At 40.1% G+C, this 21,950-nt stretch carries 21 protein-coding genes; 12 read left to right on the top strand and 9 right to left on the bottom strand.

Going from position 1 to position 21,950, the window contains the following annotated elements:
- The 8 genes from B3D94_RS16185 to B3D94_RS16220 are packed head-to-tail and all read left to right on the top strand — an operon-like array spanning nt 1 to nt 8,590.
- Nucleotides 1-747, top strand: coding sequence for an SDR family NAD(P)-dependent oxidoreductase (locus tag B3D94_RS16185; protein WP_291758372.1), 747 nt, complete (start codon nt 1-3; stop codon nt 745-747).
- A 10-nt stretch (nt 748-757) separates the two neighbouring features.
- Nucleotides 758-2,212, top strand: coding sequence for an aldehyde dehydrogenase family protein (locus B3D94_RS16190; RefSeq protein ID WP_193831541.1), 1,455 nt, complete (start codon nt 758-760; stop codon nt 2,210-2,212).
- 15 nt (nt 2,213-2,227) lie between these two features.
- Entirely contained in the window at nt 2,228-3,262 is a 1,035-nt protein-coding gene (locus tag B3D94_RS16195) for an ABC transporter ATP-binding protein (protein WP_291758375.1), read from the top strand.
- Nucleotides 3,231-4,205 (top strand): ABC transporter ATP-binding protein, encoded by a 975-nt coding sequence (locus B3D94_RS16200; RefSeq protein ID WP_291758377.1) that lies wholly within the window; start codon nt 3,231-3,233, stop codon nt 4,203-4,205. Before B3D94_RS16195 ends, B3D94_RS16200 begins: the two co-directional genes overlap by 32 nt.
- A gap of 41 nt (nt 4,206-4,246) precedes the next feature.
- Nucleotides 4,247-5,218 (top strand): P1 family peptidase, encoded by a 972-nt coding sequence (locus B3D94_RS16205; protein WP_069480865.1) that lies wholly within the window; start codon nt 4,247-4,249, stop codon nt 5,216-5,218.
- A 17-nt stretch (nt 5,219-5,235) separates the two neighbouring features.
- The gene (locus B3D94_RS16210; RefSeq protein WP_291758380.1) at nt 5,236-6,792 is read left to right on the top strand and encodes an ABC transporter substrate-binding protein; all 1,557 of its coding nucleotides are present in this window, start codon (nt 5,236-5,238) and stop codon (nt 6,790-6,792) included.
- Between the two features lie 16 nt (nt 6,793-6,808).
- On the top strand, nt 6,809-7,750 hold the full coding sequence (locus B3D94_RS16215; RefSeq protein ID WP_069483299.1) for an ABC transporter permease: 942 nt from the start codon (nt 6,809-6,811) through the stop codon (nt 7,748-7,750).
- Between the two features lie 12 nt (nt 7,751-7,762).
- Entirely contained in the window at nt 7,763-8,590 is an 828-nt protein-coding gene (locus B3D94_RS16220) for an ABC transporter permease (protein ID WP_291758382.1), read from the top strand.
- Here B3D94_RS16220 and B3D94_RS16225 read toward each other — a convergent pair.
- Complete coding sequence (locus B3D94_RS16225) at nt 8,579-10,216, bottom strand: PucR family transcriptional regulator (RefSeq protein ID WP_291758384.1); 1,638 nt, start codon at nt 10,214-10,216, stop codon at nt 8,579-8,581. The two genes, B3D94_RS16220 and B3D94_RS16225, sit on opposite strands and share 12 nt — an antisense overlap.
- A 137-nt stretch (nt 10,217-10,353) precedes the next feature.
- On the opposite strand from B3D94_RS16225, the gene B3D94_RS16230 reads away from it, so the two are divergent.
- A complete protein-coding gene (locus tag B3D94_RS16230; protein ID WP_291758386.1) occupies nt 10,354-11,709 on the top strand; it encodes an aspartate aminotransferase family protein in 1,356 nt (451 codons plus the stop codon).
- A gap of 40 nt (nt 11,710-11,749) precedes the next feature.
- Here B3D94_RS16230 and B3D94_RS16235 read toward each other — a convergent pair whose 3' ends face one another.
- Nucleotides 11,750-12,202: a MarR family winged helix-turn-helix transcriptional regulator gene (locus tag B3D94_RS16235; RefSeq protein ID WP_069480870.1), complete on the bottom strand. Its 453-nt coding sequence runs from the start codon at nt 12,200-12,202 to the stop codon at nt 11,750-11,752.
- A 120-nt stretch (nt 12,203-12,322) separates the two neighbouring features.
- On the opposite strand from B3D94_RS16235, the gene B3D94_RS16240 reads away from it, so the two are divergent.
- Complete coding sequence (locus B3D94_RS16240) at nt 12,323-12,754, top strand: GNAT family N-acetyltransferase (RefSeq protein ID WP_069480871.1); 432 nt, start codon at nt 12,323-12,325, stop codon at nt 12,752-12,754.
- A gap of 228 nt (nt 12,755-12,982) precedes the next feature.
- Here the strand turns inward: B3D94_RS16240 and B3D94_RS16245 are convergent, their stop codons facing one another.
- The 6 genes from B3D94_RS16245 to B3D94_RS16270 form a co-directional block, all read right to left on the bottom strand.
- A complete protein-coding gene (locus B3D94_RS16245) occupies nt 12,983-13,372 on the bottom strand; it encodes an RDD family protein (protein ID WP_069480872.1) in 390 nt (129 codons plus the stop codon).
- 75 nt (nt 13,373-13,447) lie between these two features.
- Nucleotides 13,448-14,398 carry a carbohydrate kinase family protein gene (locus tag B3D94_RS16250; RefSeq protein ID WP_291758388.1) on the bottom strand — a complete coding sequence of 317 codons (951 nt, stop codon included), beginning with the start codon at nt 14,396-14,398 and terminating at the stop codon, nt 13,448-13,450.
- Complete coding sequence (locus tag B3D94_RS16255; RefSeq protein WP_069480874.1) at nt 14,398-15,282, bottom strand: DMT family transporter; 885 nt, start codon at nt 15,280-15,282, stop codon at nt 14,398-14,400. The genes B3D94_RS16250 and B3D94_RS16255 overlap by 1 nt, the downstream gene beginning before the upstream one ends.
- Nucleotides 15,283-15,370: 88 nt before the next feature.
- Nucleotides 15,371-16,621: a glutamate-5-semialdehyde dehydrogenase gene (locus tag B3D94_RS16260; RefSeq protein WP_291758391.1), complete on the bottom strand. Its 1,251-nt coding sequence runs from the start codon at nt 16,619-16,621 to the stop codon at nt 15,371-15,373.
- A gap of 12 nt (nt 16,622-16,633) precedes the next feature.
- Nucleotides 16,634-17,728, bottom strand: coding sequence for a glutamate 5-kinase (gene proB / locus B3D94_RS16265; RefSeq protein ID WP_291758393.1), 1,095 nt, complete (start codon nt 17,726-17,728; stop codon nt 16,634-16,636).
- A gap of 384 nt (nt 17,729-18,112) precedes the next feature.
- Nucleotides 18,113-18,496, bottom strand: a complete 384-nt coding sequence (locus B3D94_RS16270; RefSeq protein WP_069480877.1) for a sodium:proton antiporter — start codon at nt 18,494-18,496, stop codon at nt 18,113-18,115.
- Between the two features lie 586 nt (nt 18,497-19,082).
- Between B3D94_RS16270 and B3D94_RS16275 the strand changes: the two genes are divergently transcribed.
- Nucleotides 19,083-19,880, top strand: a complete 798-nt coding sequence (locus tag B3D94_RS16275) for a DUF1835 domain-containing protein (RefSeq protein WP_291758395.1) — start codon at nt 19,083-19,085, stop codon at nt 19,878-19,880.
- Between the two features lie 35 nt (nt 19,881-19,915).
- On the opposite strand, the gene B3D94_RS16280 is transcribed toward B3D94_RS16275, so the two are convergent.
- The gene (locus B3D94_RS16280; protein WP_069480879.1) at nt 19,916-20,821 is read right to left on the bottom strand and encodes a LysR family transcriptional regulator; all 906 of its coding nucleotides are present in this window, start codon (nt 20,819-20,821) and stop codon (nt 19,916-19,918) included.
- A 284-nt stretch (nt 20,822-21,105) separates the two neighbouring features.
- Between B3D94_RS16280 and B3D94_RS16285 the strand changes: the two genes are divergently transcribed.
- Nucleotides 21,106-21,858: an alpha/beta hydrolase gene (locus B3D94_RS16285; RefSeq protein ID WP_025115009.1), complete on the top strand. Its 753-nt coding sequence runs from the start codon at nt 21,106-21,108 to the stop codon at nt 21,856-21,858.
- The last annotated feature ends 92 nt before the right edge of the window (nt 21,859-21,950 follow it).

Here is a 21,950-nt window from a genome sequence, read left to right on the forward strand (position 1 = left end):
ATGACAACTGAGCCAAAGGTGATTGTTGTGACAGGTGCAGGTGGCGGAATGGGAAAAGCCATTATGGAAGAGCAGCTTAAGCAGGGTAATCTGGTTATAGGGCTTGATTTATCTGTAAAGGCGCTGTCCAATTTAACACATGACTCCCTGAAATGCTTTGAAGTCAATGTATTGCAGGAGGAGCGAGTGAATGACATCTTCCAGCAAATTTTTGATAAGTACGGGAGAATTGATGGGCTGGTCAATGCACTTGGGATTGCACAGGCAGCTACGCCAATTGAACAAGTAACAATGGATGAGTGGAATCGCTTAATGGATGTCAATGTGAAAAGTTTATTTATTACAGCAAAAGCTGTTGTTCCTTTTATGAAAAAAAAGCAAAAGGGGTCTATTGTTACGATTGCTTCAATATCAGCAGTTCGCCCTAGACCTGGCTTACAAGCCTATATTGCATCGAAGGGTGCAGCGGAAAGCTTTACGAGAGGGCTAGCGATTGAGCTGGCACCAAACCAAATTCGTGTTAATACGATTCATCCTGGGCCTGCTGATACACAAATGCTCGGACAATTTGCCGCACAGGGCGCCGATGTCGAGCAAACAAAGCAAAGTGTGTTTGTGCAATCTGTCCCACTAGGACGATTGGTGAAGCCTTCTGATATAGCAGGAGCAGTTAGTTATTTATTGTCTGATGCAGCTAGCATGGTCACTGGGACGACCTTACATGTAGATGGTGGTCGTGGATTATAGGAGGGGTACGATGAAAAATATTCCTATGTTGATTAATGGGGAATGGATTTATGGTGATGCAGAAGCATTGCTAGATGTGGGGAATCCATCAACAGGAGAAATCATTGCGCAAATTAGTAATGCGACTCAAGCGCATGTAGAAGAAGCGGTGCGATCAGCACGTAGAGCTTTTGAAAGTGATGAATGGCGTCAATGGAAAGCTTTTGAACGTGGCCAGTTATTAATCGACTTCGCTCATTATATTCGTCAGCATGCCGAGGAATGGAGTTTACTAGAATGCCGTGATGTCGGAAAACCTTTAACGCAAGCTAGGGCAGATATTGAAGCAGCGGCTCGGTATTTTGAATTCTACGGTGGAGCGGCTGATAAAGTGATGGGGGATACGATTCCAATTGAGGATGGCCTATTGAATGCAGTAGTGCTCGAACCCGTTGGTATTACTGTACATATCGTGCCATGGAACTATCCGATTCAAATTACAGCACGAAGTGTCGCTGCGGCCATTGCTACAGGCAATGCAGTTATCGTGAAAAGTGCGGAAGATACGCCACTTACAACACATGCCATCACGGAGTGGCTTGCAGAAAAACTGCCGAAAGGGATCTTTCAACATATTACGGGCTTAGGACGAGATGTGGGACCGTATTTAACATCACATCCTGATATTAATCATATTACCTTTACGGGGTCGGTGCCTACTGGTGTTGCAGTGATGAAGGCGGCAGCGGAAAATGTTGTGCCTGTAACATTAGAGCTTGGCGGAAAATCACCCAATATTGTTTTTGCGGATGCCAATATAGAGCAAGCATTGGAGGGCGTTGTACGGGCTATTATTCAAAATTCAGGGCAAACATGTTCTGCTGGGGCTCGATTGCTCATTGAAGAAAGTATAAAAGATACATTTCTCCCACAATTAATACAAAAATTTCAAGCGATACAGGTGGGGCCAGGTGAGGCGGACATGGATATGGGGCCGTTACTCAATGAACGTCAGTATATAAAAATTACTACATTATTACAGCAAGCAAAGAAAGATGGCTATGTCATCACTGGTGGTGAGCCATTGACGATGGAAGGGTATGAAAATGGCTTCTATGTGCAGCCAACTATACTAGATGGTGTACAGCCGAAGGATCCTTTAGCGCAGGAGGAAATTTTTGGACCCGTGTTGACGGTTTTAACATTTACTAGCGTGGAGGAAGCCATTACTCTTGCCAATAGCACAGATTATGGCTTAGTAGCGGGTGTTTGGTCACAAAATATTGATACAGCTCATTATGTGGCGAGTCGTGTGCAAGCAGGACAAGTATTTATTAATAATTATGGGGCAGCTGGTGGTATTCAAATGCCATTCGGAGGCTATAAAAAAAGCGGGATTGGTCGAGAGAAGGGCTTTGTTGCTCTGCGGAACTATACGCAAATGAAAAATATTGCCATACGCTATGCACCACCTATTCAACGCTGACAGGGAGGGACTCCTATGGAACATGCAAAAGATAAACAAGTGCTCTTAGAGGTCAATCAATTATCGATTCGATTCCATTTGAAGAATGGCAAAGAGGCAAAAGTGGTAGACGATGTGAACTTTACCATTCATAAAGGAGAAACGGTTGCATTAGTGGGAGAATCGGGCAGTGGCAAAAGTATTACCTCCTTAGCAATTATGCGTTTACTGCCAATCCCTCCTGGGGAAATTACAGCAGGAACTATCACTTTAAACGGCAAAAATCTATTAGCCTATAAAAATAAAGAGATGAGCCATATTCGTGGCAATGATATTAGTATGATTTTTCAAGAGCCTATGACTTCATTAGATCCGGTATTTACGATCGGCAATCAAATGATTGAAGGCATTCGTAGACATCAAAAGGTTTCAAAAAAAGATGCTTGGCAAAAAGCATTACAATTCTTAAAAGAAGTGGGGATTGCCAACGCGGAGAAAGTAATTGCCGAATATCCTCACCAATTATCAGGGGGGATGAGGCAACGTGTCATGATTGCCATTGCGATGTCTAATAATCCCCAGCTATTAATTGCGGATGAGCCGACTACAGCATTGGATGTAACCGTACAGGCACAAATTTTAAAGCTGATGATGAAAATGAAGGAAGAACATCAATCGGCGATTTTATTCATTACTCATGATATGAGTGTTGTTGCAGAAACAGCGGACCGTGTCATGGTTATGTATGCAGGGCAAATAGTGGAGGAAGCTCCTGTAAGAGAGCTTTTTTTAAATCCCCAGCACCCTTATACGACAGCGCTGCTAAAAACAATGCCGAGTCTTGAAACAGAGGTGAAAAGACTGCCATCGATTCCTGGCACTGTGCCACCCGCATATGCATTACCAGAAGGTTGTCGCTTTGCACCACGATGCCCGCATGCTATGGCGCAATGCCATCAGGATAGTCCGGCCATACACCATATTCAAGAGACACATAAAGTGCGCTGTCATTTATTCACAGAGAAGGGGGAGCTGGCACATGACGGAGAAAGAAGTTTTGCTGGAAATTAATCATTTAAAAGCTTACTTTCCCGTGAAGCGCAAGTCTATGAAAGAAGAAAAAAGGATGGTCAAAGCGGTCGATGATATTTCCATTGAAATTTATCGGGGAGAGACGCTAGGCATTGTAGGTGAATCTGGCTCAGGAAAATCTACATTTGGACGAACAATTTTGAGGCTCGTTGAACCAACAGCTGGGGAAGTATTATATAAAGGGCAACCGATCCAGCATTTAAAAGGTAATAAGCTTCAGTCTTATCGCAATCAAATGCAAATGATTTTTCAAGACCCCTTTGCCTCACTTAATCCCAGAATGCGCATTGGAGCGATTATTGAGGAACCGATGAAATTACAATTAACGCTGACGAAGGAACAGCGAAAAGAGCGCGTGATGGAATTGTTACAGAAGGTTGGGCTTCCTGAGGATGCCATGCATAAATTTCCACATGAATTTTCAGGAGGTCAGCGACAAAGAATTGGGATTGCAAGAGCTCTTGCCATTCACCCTGAATTCATTATTGCGGATGAGCCAGTATCGGCATTGGATGTGTCGGTTCAATCACAAGTGCTTAACTTAATGATGGATTTACAGGATGAATTTCAGTTAACTTATTTATTCATTTCCCACGATTTAAGCGTTGTGAAGCATATAAGTGACCGTGTGGCGGTGTTGTACTTAGGACGGGTTGTGGAAATTGGGACGAAGAAGGAGCTATACGCTCATCCATTGCACCCTTATACACAGGCATTGCTATCTGCCATTCCAGTCGTCAATTTTGATGAGTCAAAGCAAGAAGTACTTTTACAAGGTGAACTACCTAGTCCGATCAATCCACCTGTTGGCTGTGTTTTTCATACACGCTGTCCACATGTCATGGAAAGGTGTCGGCAGGAGAGACCTAAGCTTCAGGAGGAAAATGCAAATCAGCGAGTAGCCTGCTTTTTATATGATTAATAATCTGAATATTTAATTTATTAATGGATAGAGGTGTTGATATGTTTGGCAATATTACCGATGTTCCAGGTATCAAGGTGGGGCATCGTGAAAACGAAGAGGGGATTACAGGCTGTACGGCTCTATTAATGGATGGCGGGGCAGTATGTGGGGTAGATGTTCGAGGGTCTGCACCAGGTACTCGTGAAACGGATGCATTAGATCCCATTAATGAAATTGATCGTGTGCATGGTATTTGTCTGTCAGGAGGCAGTGCCTATGGATTAGATGCTGCCACAGGAGTAATGCGATTTTTAGAGGAGCAAGGGATTGGGGTTGATGCAGGTGTTGCCAAAATACCAATTGTGCCAAGTGCTGTCCTCTTTGACTTATTTATCGGTGATCCTCAAGCTCGACCTACAGCACAAATGGGCTATGAAGCGGCTCAAGCTGCGCAAGTAGGTTCATTTCAAAATGGCAATATCGGCGCGGGCTATGGGGCAACGGTAGGTAAACTGGCAGGACCAGACTTTGCCATGAAGGGTGGTCTTGGCAGTGCATCAATTGCGGGCAAGGATGGGCTTATTGCTGGGGCTATTGTGGCTGTTAACGCAGTAGGAGATGTCAAGAATCCTAATACACGGCAAATTTTAGCGGGAGCGAGAAATCCTCAAACAGGGCAGTGGCTGGATTGCTGTGACTATCTCGAGCAGCATGCACAATCAGAGGCACTTGCTGGCACGAATACAACCATTGGCGTAGTAGCGTTGAATGCAAAATTAACGAAGGCAGAAGCAAAAAAGATTGCCCAGCTTACGCAAAATGCCCTTGCCCGAACGATATATCCTGTCCATACGATGCTTGATGGCGATACTATTTTTGTGCTAGGTACAGGAGAAAGGACATTTGCGCTAGATTATTTGGGACATTTAGCGACTAAGGTGATGGAGGAAGCTATTCTTGCTGGTATTCATGCGGCGGATAAATTGGCAGGGGTGGAAAGCTATACAAGCATTCAAAAGATAAGCACTTAGGAGAAGGGGGAACGGCAATGAATTTGAAAAACAGTGGGGTAATACTCTTAATGTTCATGATGGCAATCATCATAAGTGCATGTTCTAGTGATGGAGAGAAAGCTTCAACGAGCTCTAATAGTTCTGATGGACAAACTACAGCAGATGTGCCGCAGGAAATTGTAGTACGTGTAAATGATGATCCGGATTTTTTAGATCCACATAAGGCAACAGCATCCATTTCGTATCAAATGATTATGAATTTATTTGAAGGACTAATGGCGCCAGAAACAAATGGTTCTTTAAAAGAAGGACTTGCAGAGAGCTATGAAGTTTCAGAGGATGGTTTAACGTATACATTCAAAATTCGCCAAGGAGTGAAATTCCATAATGGTGATGACTTAACGATGGACGATATTCAATATTCCTTTGACCGTTTAATGGGGAAAAACGGTGGGGAAAAAATGTCCAATAACTTCGATAACGTGGCATCAGCTGAAGCACCAGATGCCAGCACATTTGTAATTAAATTAAAGGAGCCTAATTCTAACTTCCTGTATTCATTAACGGCAAGACAATCAGCTATTATTCCTAAAAGTAATGATGGGAAGCATAATGAAAATCCAATCGGAACAGGTCCTTTTGCCTTTGTGAAATACGCGCCAGGGACAAATTTAGAACTTAAGAAAAATGATAGCTACTGGCAGGAAGGCTTACCTTATTTGAATAAAGTTACGTTTACCTTCCAATCGGATGATCAAGCAGCGATTATGAGCTTGATGGCAAATGAGGTTGATTTAACAAGTGTGCCATGGCATCGTGTGAGTGAAGTTGAGGGGGGCTACAACTTAACGCATCAAAATAATAACTCTTCCTTAATCATCACATTTAATGAAACAAAGACTCCATTTGATAACGTAAAAGTTAGACAAGCTATTAACTACGCGATTAGTAAATCCGATATTATTGATTCGGTATTTGCGGGCTATGCGGTCCCACTTGGTTCTAATATGAGTCCAGCGATGGGTGATTTCCAAAAGAAAGGCTTAGAAAGCATGTATGAACGCGATATAGAAAAAGCGAAGGCGTTACTGGCAGAGGCCGGTTATCCGGATGGCTTTAAAACAAAAATAACGGTATCTTCCCACAATGATATGTATTCGAATATTGCGCAAATTGCAGTTGCGAATTTGCAAGAAATTGGCATTGAAGTGGAGATTGAGGTTGTGGAGTGGGGGATTTGGCTAGATCGTGTTTATTTTGGCCGTGACTATGAAATGACAACGATTGATTTAACAGGTCGTGCATCAGCTTACGAGGTTTTAAATGATTATATTTCTATAAATGATAGTGAAAACTTCTTCCTATTTCAAAATGACGAGTATGACAAAATTATGACGGATGTGCTTAAGGAAACAGATCAAGCCAAACAAATTGAGTACTACCATCGAGCACAGGAAATTTTAGCTGAGCAGGCTACTGCGGTTTATATTGCTGATTACCAAATTGTTTGGGGTTCTGACAAACAAGTGACGGGGCTTAAGGGCTATCCATTCTGGTTCCATGATATGTCAGAGGTTCAATTTTTAAACTAGGAAGGGATGAGTGCTCATGATGTATATTCTACGTCGTATCATCCTGTTAATAACAACCATCCTGCTAGTATCCATCATCACATTTGGTGTTTTTCAAATATTACCTGGAGATCCGGTTCGAACGATGTTAGGGACAGAAGCGGATTCCACACAAATTGAAAATTTACGATCTGAACTCGGCTTAGATCGTCCTCTTTATGAACAATATGTGGATTGGATGAAGGGCTTATTGACAGGTCAGCTAGGCGATTCCATTCGTTTTTCAATGCCTGTAAAAGATTTATTATTTGATCGACTTCCTGTCACTATGTCGTTGGCGGGGATTACCCTGCTCATTGTTTTATTCATTTCCTTACCTTTAGGGATGTTTGCGGCAAGAAGACAAAATAAAATAAGTGATGTGTCATTATCCACTGTGACACAAATTGGGATGGCTGTACCATCCTTTTGGCTAGGGATGATGCTTATTCTTTACGTTGGGTTACAGTTTAGCTTCTTTAAAATTAGCGGTTATATCCCATGGACACAAAGTGTTGCAGGAGCGCTCAGTACGCTCCTTCTCCCAGCCCTAACCATTGCGATACCACAAATTGCTGTGAACTTCCGCTATGTGCGTACAGCTATTTTAGAGCAGGTTCAGCTCGACTATGTACGTACAATTCGAAGTAAAGGAATGTCTGAACACAATGTCATGTATAAGCATGTATTGAAAAATTCCATGATTCCGATTTTAACCGTATTTGGCCTAATTATGGCAGAAGTTGTAGCGGGGACGATTATTGTGGAGCAAGTATTTTCTTTGCCTGGTATTGGGCAGCTTCTCATAACGGCTATTAGTAACCGTGATTTTCCACTTGTGCAGGGGATCGTCATGTATATTACGGTCGCTGTGGTCATGATAAATTTTATTGTCGATATTTTATATTCTGTATTAGATCCTAGAATCCGATTACGTTAAGAGGTGGATACAATGAAACAGCTACAACGTTATACTAAAAAACTGAATTTATCCATTGGTCTCCTCGTCATTATCGGCTTTTTGCTCGTCATGCTGGTCAGCTTTTTTTATACACCGCATGATGTCAACGCCATGAAAATACCTGAGAAATTGCGTGGACCAGGTGGTGCTTATCTTTTTGGGACAGATGAATTCGGGCGTGATATTTTTAGCCGAATTATGAAGGGGACACAAACTGCTTTCGCCGTTGGGCTATTAACTGTAGGAATTGGGACATTTTTTGGTATTACCATAGGTGGAATTGCAGGCTATGTTGGCGGCTGGATTGATGAACTATTTATGCGAACGATGGACGCTTTAATGGCATTTCCGGGCATTATTTTAGCGTTAATGCTAGTAGCTGTATTTGGCCCAGGGATTGTCAATACGGCCGTAGCATTGGGCATTATCGCCATCCCTGCTATTGCCCGAATTGCGCGAAGTGGCTTTGTCCAACAACGTGATTCAGAGTATGTATTGGCAGCGAAATTAATTGGCGTCAAGCCTCATAGCATCATGTTTCGTCATATTTTACCTAATATATCATCGCAAATTATAGTCGCGGCGACCGTCACATTTGCAACTGCCATGCTAGCAGAGGCAGCACTAAGCTATTTAGGGCTCGGTGTTCAGCCACCAAACCCTAGCTGGGGCAGAATGTTAAAAGATTCACAGGCATATTTAATCGGTGCCCCTTGGTATACGTATGCCCCCGGAGGAGCCATTACAATTCTTGTTCTTGGTTTATATATGCTTAGTAATGCCTTACGTGATTTTATGGACCCGCGTTCAAAATCGTAACAAATCAGGTGCTGTTTTTTTCAAAAGCTCATAGGCCTTGACTGCGATTTCAATGTTTAGTCGATGTGGCGCTTGCAAAAAATCAGCACCGAATATACTTTCTAGTCGTTCAATTCGTTTGTAGAGCGTTTGACGGACGATAAACAATTGCTCAGCCGTATCATTTTTAGCTCCATTGCAAGCTAAGTAAACAGCTAATGTTTGGAACAAATCATGGCCATTTTTTTGATCCAGTAATAATAGTTCTTGCAAATAATCTTTCACAAATTGTAATAGGGCGGTCTGCTCTTGCTGTAATAATAGCCGGAAAACACCTAAATCCTTATAATAAATGGAGCTAGCTAATTGATGATGTTGCATTTGGATAACCGATTTAGCCTCCTTATAGCCAAGATGGACACTTTCTATCGTTTGATAAACATTGCTAATCCCGCAAGAAAGAGTGAGCTGTTCAAAAAATTGAGATGCTTTTCTAGCAACAATTTGTGATATAGCTTGATCGAAGGAATCTCGATTATCCTTCATATAATCAGCAGCAATATAGAAGGCTAAAATAATAATTTCATGCTGTCGTACTGAAACGGTAGGGAAGAATCCTAGTTTCTTTAAGATGGAGCGAACATACATAGCATTTTGTAATTGAATTTCCTGCCACTCTTCCTCTGGTACCACTTTGGCTTCGTTATGTAAATTGAATACGACGACACGGTAAAATAAATTGCGACTTTCAATCGGTAAATAGCTTTGATAGTATTGGATATCCACAGGCTGACCTTGAATTAAAGCAAGAATAAATTCATCCTCACGGCTTTGCTGACGTTCCTGTAGCATGCGATTTCGCATTAAAATATGAGCAATCGACATCGTAGCACGTTCCAAGTTTAATAAGGTGTAATCATTCGGTTTTGGCAGTCCAGAATGCATACATAAATAGCCCCAAACTTGTCCAAGACCATTTACTGGGATAATAACAAAATGATCCTTGTCAATTGATAAAAGATGCAAGGGCTCTTGTAGTTCTAACTGCTGACAATGTTCTTCCATAATACGTAAGTACTTTTTGGCTTCGACTGGATAATAAAAGCTTTTTGTATCTTCAGAGACAAATAAAAATGGTGCCTCAGTATCTTGATGAAGGACTTGTAAAATTTTCAAAATACCATTTGGCATTAACGATAATTCCATAAATGTTTTGGAAAGGGTATCGAGCTGTGTAAGTGCCTGTTGATGTTGGTTAATTATGTACGTATGTAAATCTTGTGTAATATCGATAAAACGAACTATTTCTTCAAAAACAATGATTGGGAAATGATGCGCATTCGCCATGGCAATCAGCTCAACGGGGACATGATCAAAATAGTCTCCAATTTCAATACAAAGTCCTGCTGCTTCGTTCCGAATAAGGTTTTGTAAGTAGGCGATTTGTGTTTCGCGCTCTAACTGTAAACCGACACCAGTAGTTAAAATGAGCTCACCACCATTAATTAATGTATCAAAATCTTTAATTTCTAAAATATGTGTCCACTGAACTTGACGTTCAAGGCCATGATGTCCTGCTATAAGCTTCGCTGATTCAAAATATTTGCGCTTCAGGACATCACGTACAAGTAGAGGATGTTTCGACATAAATTAGCACCTGCCCTTCAAATGTACAATGTCTATTTTTTATTATGTTTGAGAAGTCAGAAAATTTCAACACGAATGAGAAGAAATTGATGAAAGACAAAAAAAGACATCTAGGATACACGATTGGAGGTCATGATTTGGAACGAAGTGATCAGTTCACCCATACCTTACAGCAAAAAGATCGTGAAAACGTTTGGCACCATATGTCCATTTATAACGACCATACACCCGTCATTATTGAACAGGGAGAAGGTGCCTGGATAACAGACAGTTTAGGCAATCGATTTTTAGATGGCATGTCAGGCTTATGGGCGGTCAATGTAGGTTATGGACGTGAGCGACTTGCTAAGGTCGCTTATGAGCAATTAAAAAAACTATGCTATGCTCCTTTAACTCAAAGCCATGAACCGGCTATTAGATTAGCTGAAAAAATCAACAGCTTATTAGAGGATGACTATATGATGTTTTATTCAAATAGTGGTTCTGACGCAAATGAAGTAGCGTTCAAGGTAATACGACAATACCATCAACAAAACGGGGAAGGGACCCGCTATAAAATGATTGCTCGTTATCGTGCCTACCATGGTAGCTCGCTTGGAGCATTAGCCGCTACTGGCCAGGCTTTACGTAAATATAAATATGAACCCTTAACACCAGGCTTCCTGCACGTTGCCCCACCTGATCCTTATCGCCGTCCAAAAGGACAATCTATTGAAGCATATAATTTAGCAAGAGCGCGTGACATTGAGGAAAAAATTATTTGGGAGCAAAAAGAAACAATTGCGGCTGTTATTATGGAGCCATTCATAACAGGAGGGGGTGTCTTAATTCCACAACCAACGTATGTTCAAGAAGTAGAGCGCATTTGTAGAAAATATGGGGTATTACTCATTATCGATGAAGTGATTTGTGGTTTTGGGCGAACAGGTAAGCTTTTTGGACATCAGCATTTCGGGATTCGCCCAGATGTTATTACAATGGCAAAGGGACTTACTAGCGCCTATTTACCATTATCAATTACAGCAGTAAGAAAAGACATTTATGAAAAGTTTAAAGAAACAGATGGCTATAGTCATTTTCGACATATTAATACGTTCGGTGGTAACCCAGCAGCCTGTGCAGTAGCATTAGAAAATATTAAGATCATTGAGGAAGAGGGACTTGTACAACGAGCAAAAGATTTGGGAATTCAACTACTCCATGACTTACAAGACTTATTAGAGCTGCCCTTTGTTGGTGATATTCGGGGACTTGGATTGCTCGTTGGTATCGAGCTTGTTGAAGATAAAGCCTCACAAATACCTGCCAAGGAAGAACGTGTGGCAAGCATCATAGCTTCTTGTAAAGCGAATGGCTTAATTATTGGGAAAAATGGCGATACAGTGGAGGGCTATAATAATATTATTACGTTGAGTCCACCACTTTGCTGTACCGATGAAGATCTTGAATTTATGGTAGCTGTATTAAAAAGAGTATTTGCCGCCCATGTCTAGTACGAGGCGATTCCAGAACGGGATAAATGAGGAATCGCCTTTAATAGTGTCGCTTCTGCCCTTTTTTTACAGATTCCCAATCAATTTCAATGTTTTGTAGGACGCGCGTGAGTAAATGGTGAATGCTATCGACTTCTTCGCTAGAAAAACCATCAAGTGCTCGTTCGTTGGAGTACTCGCCCTCCCGTTTTAAAAATGGATAGATGTCTAAGCTCTTTTTGGTTGGGAAAAGTAATTTATTTTTCTTATTTCCTTGGTCACTACGTTTTTCAATAAAGCCTTTTGTTTCTAATTTTTGAATGGCCCGAGAAGCGGTTGTGCGATCCACCTTCAATAGCTCTGCCACTTTTTCTTGAATGATACCAGGATTTTCGCAAATTCGGATTACATATAAATATTGTCCCTTCGTTAAATCCAATTCCTTAAATTCTATATTACTAATCGAGTCTAATGCCCGTGCGATAGCACCTATTTCACGTAAAATTTCTTTCATTTTCTATCCTCCAGAGATTTTTGTTGTATTTGCAATAAAAATCGTTCTATACTAATAGTATCATCTTCAGGCGAAAAATGCACCTGAAGATGAGGATGATTGAAGCTAGGAGGAGTATTCATGAGCATAAAAAAAGTAACAACTGAAGCAGACTTACAATTAGCATTTGATTTTAGACGAAAAGTTTTTATTGAAGAGCAACAAGTACCTGAGGTAGAAGAGTTTGATGAATTTGATTCACTGCAAGCACCATGTGATCATATCCTTGTGTACTATCAGGAGCAGCCAGTAGGAACGGGTAGACTTCGTGTAGTCGAGGGCTATGGTAAACTGGAGCGTATTTGTATCGTAGAAGAGTTCCGTAAATTTGGACTTGGCAAAGAAATCATTATGGGCTTAGAGCAAATTGCCCGAGATAATGGTCTTACAAAAGCTAAATTAAATGCTCAATCGTATGCAGAGGGCTTTTATGAAAAATTAGGCTATAAGCGTGAAGGAGAAGAGTTTATGGATTGCGGCATTCCCCACATTTTAATGAAAAAATATTGGTAAATGGACTGGGGATTGAAAAGTAGGTAGAGTTTCCATGTACTCTTTATTGAAGAAAGCATGAAGTTAAATCAAATAACTTTAAATATTTTGTCATTAAATAACACCTCCTCCTGTTAACCTTGGGAGGAGGTATTTTATTGCTAACTATGAATTTCGCATATATGGGATGATCCATCATACTCCATACGTCATGGTGTTTCTTATCTACAATTAATTTCAGCTATTCGTTTATTTTTCTTTCACAACCGTACCCGCAAAGCTGTCATGGGGAAGGCATTGTCCTTGCTGTTGCTCGAATGCTTGGCGACTTTTTAAATAGTGAAATGAACTGATTGTGTCGCGATAAGCCATGCGTTTAATAATTTGACGGTCTGATAATTCATGACCCTCTTCATGTTCAAGTACTAGTCCCATAGCTTTGTAGCCAATGGTTTGTCCATTTTTACGAAGCTGTGCATACTCTAATGCCCATAACATAGCGGTTGGTGTAACGAGTGTATGAACAACCTCATTTTTCACTTTCTTCCGTAGAAAATACTCAACGCCTAAAGTGACAGCTGTGGAAATAGCTGTATCCATTAAAAAAGCAATGGCCCGTTTTCTAGTTATCGATTCCATGCAGGTCCTCCTTCCATTGATTTCTCACCAATACATACGGAAAATAAGGATAAAAAGTTCCGAATGATGCTAGATTCATTCCAAGGATAGTTCAGGATAAGAGGGGATCGCCCCGTGCTTCATTGTTGTGATTCCTGCGTAGCGGTTTGCAAAAGTAAGCAGGGATATCGCATGCTGTTCACAATAGGCCACCAAATGATCTACAGATAATTGATGTTGTAGGAATTGACTTAATATCGCCCCAATAAAAGCATCCCCAGCGCCAGTCGTATCAACTGTTTGTACGTTTTCAGCATTGACCTTACTATGACATTTTTTTGTATATAATGTTGCGCCTTTTGCTCCATGTGTAATGATAATCGTCTCCAGATGTCCCTGAAATAATGTTTGCACAGCCGACAATTCTTCTTCTATGGCTGTTAGAAATAACAGTTCTTCATTGGAGAGCTTTACAATATGGGCTTTTGGTAAAAAAGCTAGAATCGTATCTCGACATATAGTCTCATCCTGCCATAAAGGCAAGCGCACATTCGGATCAAAGGAAACGATGCTGCCTGCTTGATGTGCCTGCTCAATAAAAGCTATATGGGCAGACTTCATCGGACTTTCTACAAGATTAACAGAACAAAAATGAATGATATCTTTGTCTGTTAATAGTTGTGAGGGGAGATACTCTTGTTTATACAATAGATCTGCTGCATGACGTCGGTAAAATTGAAAATCACGCTCCCCAGTTTCAGAGAGTGCTACAAAAGCAAGGCTTGTTTCTCCCTCAGTAGTCTGACGAATATATTGTGTATCCACACCTGCTTGCTGCAAAGTCTTCTTCAGAAAATCACCAAACGCATCCTGACCTACTTGTGTTAGGATTGCGGCCTGTTGACCAAGCTTAGCACACACTACTGCGACATTTGCAGGGGCTCCACCAGCATGCTTCGTAAAATGCTCAATATGGGCTAGGTCACCGTGCTGCTGGGTTGGCGTAAAATCTATTAACAATTCGCCAATTGTAAAGAGTTTGCCCATTAGGATACCTCCTGTGGTAGCCGTTTTTTCTTCGGGGTATAGATCGTGTAGAAAATCCCGCCGAAGATGAATAGAATGCCCAATGTTTGCATAAAGTTCGGCATAAAATCAAGCAGCAACATATCGAGTAAAATCGCGACAACTGGATCGACGAATACTAATACGGAAACTAGAATGGTAGAAAGACTGCGGATACTATCAAAAAATAAATAATAAACAAATCCAGTATGAATAAATCCTGTGCCTAAAATATAGAACCAATTGGTTGAGGTTAAACCTTCAAAGAGCGAGAAATCGATGAAGGGCAGTAGTATTACAATGCCCACCGTTGTTTGTATATATGTTAAGGCGTAGGAGCTAAGGTTTGTAATGGTCTTGCTTGTTAGCATAGTAAGGGCATAAAACACCGCTGACAGTAAGGCCCAAACAAATCCTGATTGCATAAATTCAGAGAAAGATACAAAATTTTGAAGACCCATAATAAAAATACTACCGATAAAGCAAGTAATGGTCGCTACGAGTGCTCGAATAGTCATTTTTTCTTTTAAAAAGATAGCGCCTAAAATTAAGACAAAGATAGGGGCTAAATTATAGATAGAAATCGCAATCGAAATAGACATTTCCTCAAAGGCTTTAAATAAAAATACCCAATTTAACACTAAGAAAACACCACAAATAATTGTTTGGATAATTTCTTTTTTTTCCCATTTCTCCGTTTTATGTCCACCTGTGATGAGCCACAATCCTCCTAGAAAGAGGGTTGCGCAAATACATCTTACAAAAACAAGCTCTGTTGCAGGAACACCAGTATGAACGGTAAAAAAGCCGATGGAGCCAAAAAGTGCCATCGATACGGTTAGTTTAATAATGGCTGAGATGTTCATACAAAACCTTCTTTCTAATTTTTATTTGTAAATATGAAAATGAAAGCTAGTAGGGTAAATCCCTACCAGCATATATCTTGCTATAGCATTATTCGCGAATTTGCCCATTACCATATATAAAATATTTTGTAGAGGTGAGGGCAGGTAATCCCATCGGGCCACGCGCATGTAGCTTTTGCGTACTAATACCAATTTCTGCTCCATAGCCAAATTCAAAACCATCCGTGAAGCGGGTAGAGGCGTTATGATAAACGGCAGCTGCATCGACGCTGTTTAAAAACGTTTCCGCCACCAATGGATCTTCTGTAATAATCGCTTCAGAATGATTTGTACCAAAATGATGAATATGCTCAATGGCCTCGTAAACATTTTCAACTAATTTAACGCTTATTTTTAAATCAAGGAACTCAGTCGCATAGTCATCTTCAGTCGCTAGAAGGGCTCCCGAAAATGCCTCGCATACTCGCTCATCCCCAATAATAGTAACACCTGCTTTATGGAGCGTTGATAAGAGCTGGGTGCCATTTGTTTTAAACCATACAGGATGAATTAATAAACTTTCTGCAGCATTACAAACAGAAGGACGCTGTGTTTTGGCATTCAAACAAATTTTTTCTGCTTTTATGTAATCCGCCATTTCGTCCACATAAATATGACAGTTGCCTGCACCTGTTTCTAATACAGGGACAGATGCTTCTCGGACGACTAAGTCTATAAGGGCCTTGCCGCCACGAGGAATTAATACATCCAGGTACTTGTTTAAATGAAATAATTCTTTAGCTGTCTCGCGGCTTGTATCCTCGATTAATTGGACAGCATCTGTCGGTAGAGACGTTTTTGCTAATGCACGATGAATACTTGCTACAAGGGCACTATTTGAAAACTTAGCAGATGAACTCCCTCGTAAAATCACGGCATTGCCTGTTTTTAGGGAAAGTGTCGCGGCATCCACCGTAACATTTGGTCTTGCTTCATAGATCATACCTATGACACCAAGTGGTACCATGCGTTTTTCGATGTGTAGTCCATTATCTTTATCGATACGTTCGATGACTGTGCCAACCGGGTCCTTGAGAGAGACAAGTAAATGAATGGCATCGACCATCGCTACAATTCGTTCCTCATTGAGCATGATACGGTCCAATGTAGAAGCGGACATACCTTGTTGTTCTCCATTGACAAGGTCTTTCGCATTTTCTGCAATGATGTCATGTTGGTCCATCAATAGCTGCTCGGCAATTTTAGTTAGAGCTTCATTTTTCTCACAAGTAGTTTTAATATTTAACATATAGCTAGCGGCTTTGGCACGTTGACCCTTTTTTTGAATTTCACTTACCATGTTCAGACCTCCTTATTTAGTTTGAATTTTCAGCCATTTATCTCTATGAATGACCTCAATCGGGCATTTTGAAAATGCATTTGACCGTTTGCCCATAGTGGACACCAATTCTTGTGAGGAATACAGCACTTCACCACGTCCAAGTAGACCTTGTTCACTATACACTTCAACTACATCCCCATTGTTAAAATCACCTTCAACCTGATAAACACCTGCGGGTAACAGGCTTTTACCATTGACCATAAGTGCTTGTTCAGCACCACTATCTATAAAAATTTTACCAGAAACTTCCGTAAGTGCAATCCACTGTTTGTGATTCTTTAACACGGCTAGGTCATCATGTCCAATATAAGTTCCATCACCACGTCCTGCTAAAATATCAACAAGCTTTTGAGCGCTACTCCCAGTTCCAATAAAAACTTTAACTCCTGCCTGTAAAGCAGTGCGGGCAGCCAATAGCTTAGATGCCATGCCACCTGTACCAACCTTAGATCCTGCACCGTCTGCAAAGTTTAACAGGTCATCGGTAATGGACGTTAAAAAATCAATGCGCTCCGCATGAGGGTTTTTGCTAGGGTTGGCGTTATATAAGCCGTTGATATCTGTTAAAATGATGAGTTGATCTGCATGAACAAGTCCACTAACAAGGGCAGACAGCATATCATTGTCGCCAAAGGTTAACTCACTTATAGAAACGGTATCATTTTCATTTATGATAGGTAGCATCGAGCGTTCAAGTAATTCCTCGAAAGTAGCATAGGCATTTTTATAGCATTCCTTTTTAGAAAAATCGGTACGCGTCAGTAAAATTTGAGCAGGCATTATATCATAAATACTAAATAATGCACTGTACGTTTGAATAAGCAAGCTTTGCCCTACTGCTGCCGCCGCCTGTTTGCCCTTTACCGTAACAGGACGAGCAGGGTAGCCAAGCTGTTTAAAGCCCGCTGCTACTGCACCTGATGATACAAGTAATAAGTCATGTCCCTGTTTTTTCAACTCCGCGATTGCCTGAACATGATCCATTAAGCGAACTTTATCGATTTCGCCTTTCGCATTTGTTAAAGAGCTACTCCCAATCTTGACGACAATTCTCTTTTTTTCCACCACATGACCTCCAATTGTCAAAATAAAAACCCTTTTCATCCTAAAAAATTAGGACGAAAAGGGTTGCTTTCCGTGGTACCACCTACATTGAATATCGTGCGACATTCCACTTTGCTCATAACGCTAGAGACTGCGCCTAGTTTAGCTAGGACGGTAGACAAAGTAGGTTCATTAGTCTTTCTTGCACAATGTCTTGCAGCCGATGGACATCGCTCTCTGTTCAAGCAGTTACTAATTACTGGTCTTCGTTCGTTTTCTCATCATAAAGTTTTTCAACTATTGAGTAAAGAATGCACTACTTCCAAATGCCTGTCAAGATGATTGGGAAAATTACTTGAAAGTTTTGATAAATTAAGAAAAAAAGATAGAAAGGGAATGATGTTGTTATTTAAACCACCAAATGGCGATGAAAAGAGGGAGCATTGCTAGCATAATTACAAAGAAGCTCCAAAGTACTTGTTTTCCTGAGGACATGTTTTTTGGCTTAATGCTCATTTGTTCATAAAGCTTGTTAATAGCACGTTGTTCTTTCGAATAAAGCATTGCTTGAAATTCTTCATAATCCTGTATATAGCTTGATGGGGGACGCGGACTAAAACGTAAATTTCTAATCGAGTCGGTAATATCTTTATCATTCATCCAGTAGGTGATAACAGGAGCTAAGCCTGTATTTTGTGTAGCTTTTACTTGAATGTCATGGGACTTCATTTTATAGTAAACCTGACCGTACTCGTCTTCATACTGTGAAACAATATCACTAACTGCCACTAATAATCACCTCTTGTTGAAGTTGTCTAATTTATTATGAGTTTCTTCTATTATAATGTAATAAAGGAGAAAAGTATTGCTTAAACGAGCATTAATTGTGAAACGAATGTTCATGAAAAATTTTTAATAAAGTCATAAACTTACATCTAAAGTAAAGTACGGCATGTAGTATAATGAAAATAGTTTGTTAAAAGTAGTGAAGGAAGGGCATTATTGGAGATTTCCATGATGCATTGAGTCATTGCGATAAAGGCGATTCATTTACCTGCAATCTTATTTTTTATGATATAGAAAAGGGATAGTAATGAATATCTTCAATCCAGAAGATCTTTAATTTTCCTTGTGTTGTTACCATAGTTCGTCGATTCATCATTTGAACATATTGCGTTTCAAATGCTTATTTTGGGTATAGTATTTTTAGTACAAGCATGATTAATATTTTTATTGTTTAGTATTATCGCAGGAAAAGCTAGATCCATCATTATTGGAAAGCCTGTGATTGCTAAGCGATTAATATGGTTCAAGGTATCTTCTTTACATTTATCGGGATACAGATTGCCATTAGCAAACACGAGGAGGACTTCACATGGCTATTTTACATATAACCTTTAGCTTAGCAACCCAGGGTTCCATGAAGCTTGCTATACGCCAACATCTTTTGCAACGTAATGAATCAGTTTTAAGTGTCCATGATGATTTCTCTATTGGACCTCTTCACAGCTTAGAAGAGCGGATAGTATGGTTAAACACTCATATTATAAAGGATAATGAAGATCAGCAATTATACGTAGATATGTATGAAAGCTGGAAGAAAAAAATTGCCGAACTGCCATGTGATGTGGATGTTTGGGTTTGGTATAGTCAAAATACACATGAACAGATTGGTTTGCGCTATGTCATGAATGAGTTTATTCATAAATGTAGTATGGTTTATGGGATTGACGCAACAGATGGCCTGAAGCAAATTCGACCACATCTCAATATTCGCCATACAGGAGAGCTTTCCTCAGAAATGCTCATGAAGCTTCGTCCTTATGCAAAACGATTTTCAGTTCAGGAATGTCAACAGCTTGCCAAGGAATGGGAAGACCTTAAAGAACATTCAAGTCCACTCCGATTGTGGAAAAAGGGCGTTGTACATGTAGAGGAAGATGCTCTGGATACGCTCATCATTGCCGCTGTGAAGGATATGCAAGCACAACATAATGAAGAATGGCTTTTACTTATGCCTACGATCAGTACTATTAGCGTTGCCTTGGATGATTATATTAGTGATGAATTCATTATGAAACGCATTATGACTATGATTGAGCAAGGCTTCTTTCAGATAGAAGGAGATTTATCAGATTTCCATTCCTGTAGGGTGAAGTATATAGATGTATAATAAAAGCGGTAGGCTGCATTGGGCAACCTACCGCTTTAGTTTTCCTGAGAGGGAGGAGACATTTTCTTTTCATAAAAATCAAAGACAAATTGTTGGAATTGGCGTGCAGATGGTGACAAATAACGATTGTCAATCCAGGCCATGCCAATAATACGTTCACAAACCATATCCTCCACATGGATTTTGACGATTTTTTTCGGATTCAAATCCTCATCATCAGGTAGCAATGAAACACCGAGACCAGCACCAACAAAACCTGCAATGGTAGATACCTCATCACCTTCATAAGAAATTTTAGGCTTAATGCCAGCAGCATGTAACAAGCGATCAGCTGAGCGGCGGAGGGCATACCCTTTTTTCATTAGCACAAAGTTCTCATGCTCCAATTCTTTCATTTTTATGCTTTTGCGATGGGCAAGAGGATGGTCAATCGGAACCATAATAAATAACTCATCTCGCCATAGTTCCTTCCAGCTAACGGGAGGCTCTGTATCAATCGCTGCTAGTAAGCACAGGTCTAACTCTCCAGCAAGCAATTGTTTTAACTGAGAATGCGAGTAATTTTGTGTGAAATGAAAACGGATATGGGGGTGCTTCTGGCGAAAAGCACGAATTAAGTCCGGTACAATACTAGTCCCAAGAGTGTGTAAAAAACCGAGTGACACATCCCCAAGCTCCGGATTATTAAGCTCTTGTAATTCTAATACAGCTTTCTCATATTCTTTCCGCATTCGTTGCACACGATATAAAAAAAGTTCACCATAGCGATTGAGCATAATGGAACGTCCCTGCCTATCAAAAAGCGGTACACCTAGTTCTTCTTCCAGCTTTGAAATTGAACGACTTAACGCTGGCTGTGAAATTGCCAATGCTTCAGCAGCACGTGTCATATGTTCTAACTTTGCCACGGTTACAAAATATTCTAATTGTTGCCACTCCATTTTTTCACCTCTATTCTCGTAATTTTTAAGTTAACTGCATTATAACGGGAAACAGGGAGGAAGTATAGGTGGCAAAAACTTTTTAAAAAGACGTTGCCTTTAATTAGAAGAATGGAAAAGTTAAGTAGCAGAAAGTGTGATAGTACAGGTGTTAAGTTGACATCATTCATGCATGAAACACATTGATTTGATAAAAACTATAAATTGTACATTATGAATAAAGGGTGTTAAGATAGACACATAAAATACACAATTAATAATTTCCGTGAAGGGGATATCCTAAAATGAAGTTAACAAAGCCGCAACCTCTAACAATTGAGGGAGGCAAAAAAGCCGTACTATTATTGCATGGATTCACAGGTAGCACAAAAGATGTGAAAAAGCTAGGAGAATTTTTATCTCAACGAGGTTATACCGTTCATGCACCGATTTATAGTGGGCACGGAGTAGAACCAGAAGCATTATTAGAAACAAAACCAGAAGACTGGTGGAACGATGTTGTTGAAGGCTATAACTTCCTTCAAAGTAAAGGCTATGAAGAAATCGCAGTTGTTGGCATTTCACTAGGTGGTGTTTTCTCATTGAAAGTCGCAGAGACATTCCCAGTAAAAGCATGTGTAGCGATGTGTGCACCGATTACACGTGATAACTCAAAAGGCTTATTTACACGTTTGTACCACTATGCTCGTTTATATAAACACTTTGAAAATAAATCAAAAGATCAAATTATTTCAGAATTACATGAATTACGTATTTCTCCAAAAGATTCATTAGATGGTGTAACACGTTTAACGACTGAAACACGTGATGATTTATCAACAATTAAAGCTCCGACCTTAGTACTACAAGGGTCATTAGACGATGAGCTTTATCAGGAAAGTGCACCGTTTATTTTAAATACTGTAGAAACGAATGACAAAGAAATCATTTGGTATGAAAATTCAGGTCATATTATTACGTTAGATAAAGAACGTGATAAAGTATATGAAGATGTTTATAAATTTTTAGATCATATTGAATGGTCAGTTGCAAATTAAAGAGGGGCTGTCAAAGGGCAGCTCTTTTTTTATGCGCTAATTTTCTATATTCATAATGATATATGAAAAAACTATTGTAATTATAATAAATG

Source organism: Lysinibacillus sp. UBA5990 (genome assembly GCF_002429815.1).
Taxonomy (GTDB): domain Bacteria; phylum Bacillota; class Bacilli; order Bacillales_A; family Planococcaceae; genus Lysinibacillus; species Lysinibacillus fusiformis.

Bases quoted from the DNA above. Each gene is read 5' to 3' on its own strand.
- B3D94_RS16185 (WP_291758372.1), top strand. From the start codon at position 1: ATGACAACTGAGCCAAAGGTGATTGTTGTGACAGGTGCAGGTGGCGGA.
- B3D94_RS16190 (WP_193831541.1), top strand. From the start codon at position 758: ATGAAAAATATTCCTATGTTGATTAATGGGGAATGGATTTATGGTGAT.
- B3D94_RS16195 (WP_291758375.1), top strand. From the start codon at position 2,228: ATGGAACATGCAAAAGATAAACAAGTGCTCTTAGAGGTCAATCAATTA.
- B3D94_RS16200 (WP_291758377.1), top strand. From the start codon at position 3,231: ATGACGGAGAAAGAAGTTTTGCTGGAAATTAATCATTTAAAAGCTTAC.
- B3D94_RS16205 (WP_069480865.1), top strand. From the start codon at position 4,247: ATGTTTGGCAATATTACCGATGTTCCAGGTATCAAGGTGGGGCATCGT.
- B3D94_RS16210 (WP_291758380.1), top strand. From the start codon at position 5,236: ATGAATTTGAAAAACAGTGGGGTAATACTCTTAATGTTCATGATGGCA.
- B3D94_RS16215 (WP_069483299.1), top strand. From the start codon at position 6,809: ATGATGTATATTCTACGTCGTATCATCCTGTTAATAACAACCATCCTG.
- B3D94_RS16220 (WP_291758382.1), top strand. From the start codon at position 7,763: ATGAAACAGCTACAACGTTATACTAAAAAACTGAATTTATCCATTGGT.
- B3D94_RS16225 (WP_291758384.1), bottom strand. From the start codon at position 10,216: ATGTCGAAACATCCTCTACTTGTACGTGATGTCCTGAAGCGCAAATAT.
- B3D94_RS16235 (WP_069480870.1), bottom strand. From the start codon at position 12,202: ATGAAAGAAATTTTACGTGAAATAGGTGCTATCGCACGGGCATTAGAC.
- B3D94_RS16240 (WP_069480871.1), top strand. From the start codon at position 12,323: ATGAGCATAAAAAAAGTAACAACTGAAGCAGACTTACAATTAGCATTT.
- B3D94_RS16245 (WP_069480872.1), bottom strand. From the start codon at position 13,372: ATGGAATCGATAACTAGAAAACGGGCCATTGCTTTTTTAATGGATACA.
- B3D94_RS16250 (WP_291758388.1), bottom strand. From the start codon at position 14,398: ATGGGCAAACTCTTTACAATTGGCGAATTGTTAATAGATTTTACGCCA.
- B3D94_RS16255 (WP_069480874.1), bottom strand. From the start codon at position 15,282: ATGAACATCTCAGCCATTATTAAACTAACCGTATCGATGGCACTTTTT.
- B3D94_RS16260 (WP_291758391.1), bottom strand. From the start codon at position 16,621: ATGGTAAGTGAAATTCAAAAAAAGGGTCAACGTGCCAAAGCCGCTAGC.
- B3D94_RS16275 (WP_291758395.1), top strand. From the start codon at position 19,083: ATGGCTATTTTACATATAACCTTTAGCTTAGCAACCCAGGGTTCCATG.
- B3D94_RS16280 (WP_069480879.1), bottom strand. From the start codon at position 20,821: ATGGAGTGGCAACAATTAGAATATTTTGTAACCGTGGCAAAGTTAGAA.
- B3D94_RS16285 (WP_025115009.1), top strand. From the start codon at position 21,106: ATGAAGTTAACAAAGCCGCAACCTCTAACAATTGAGGGAGGCAAAAAA.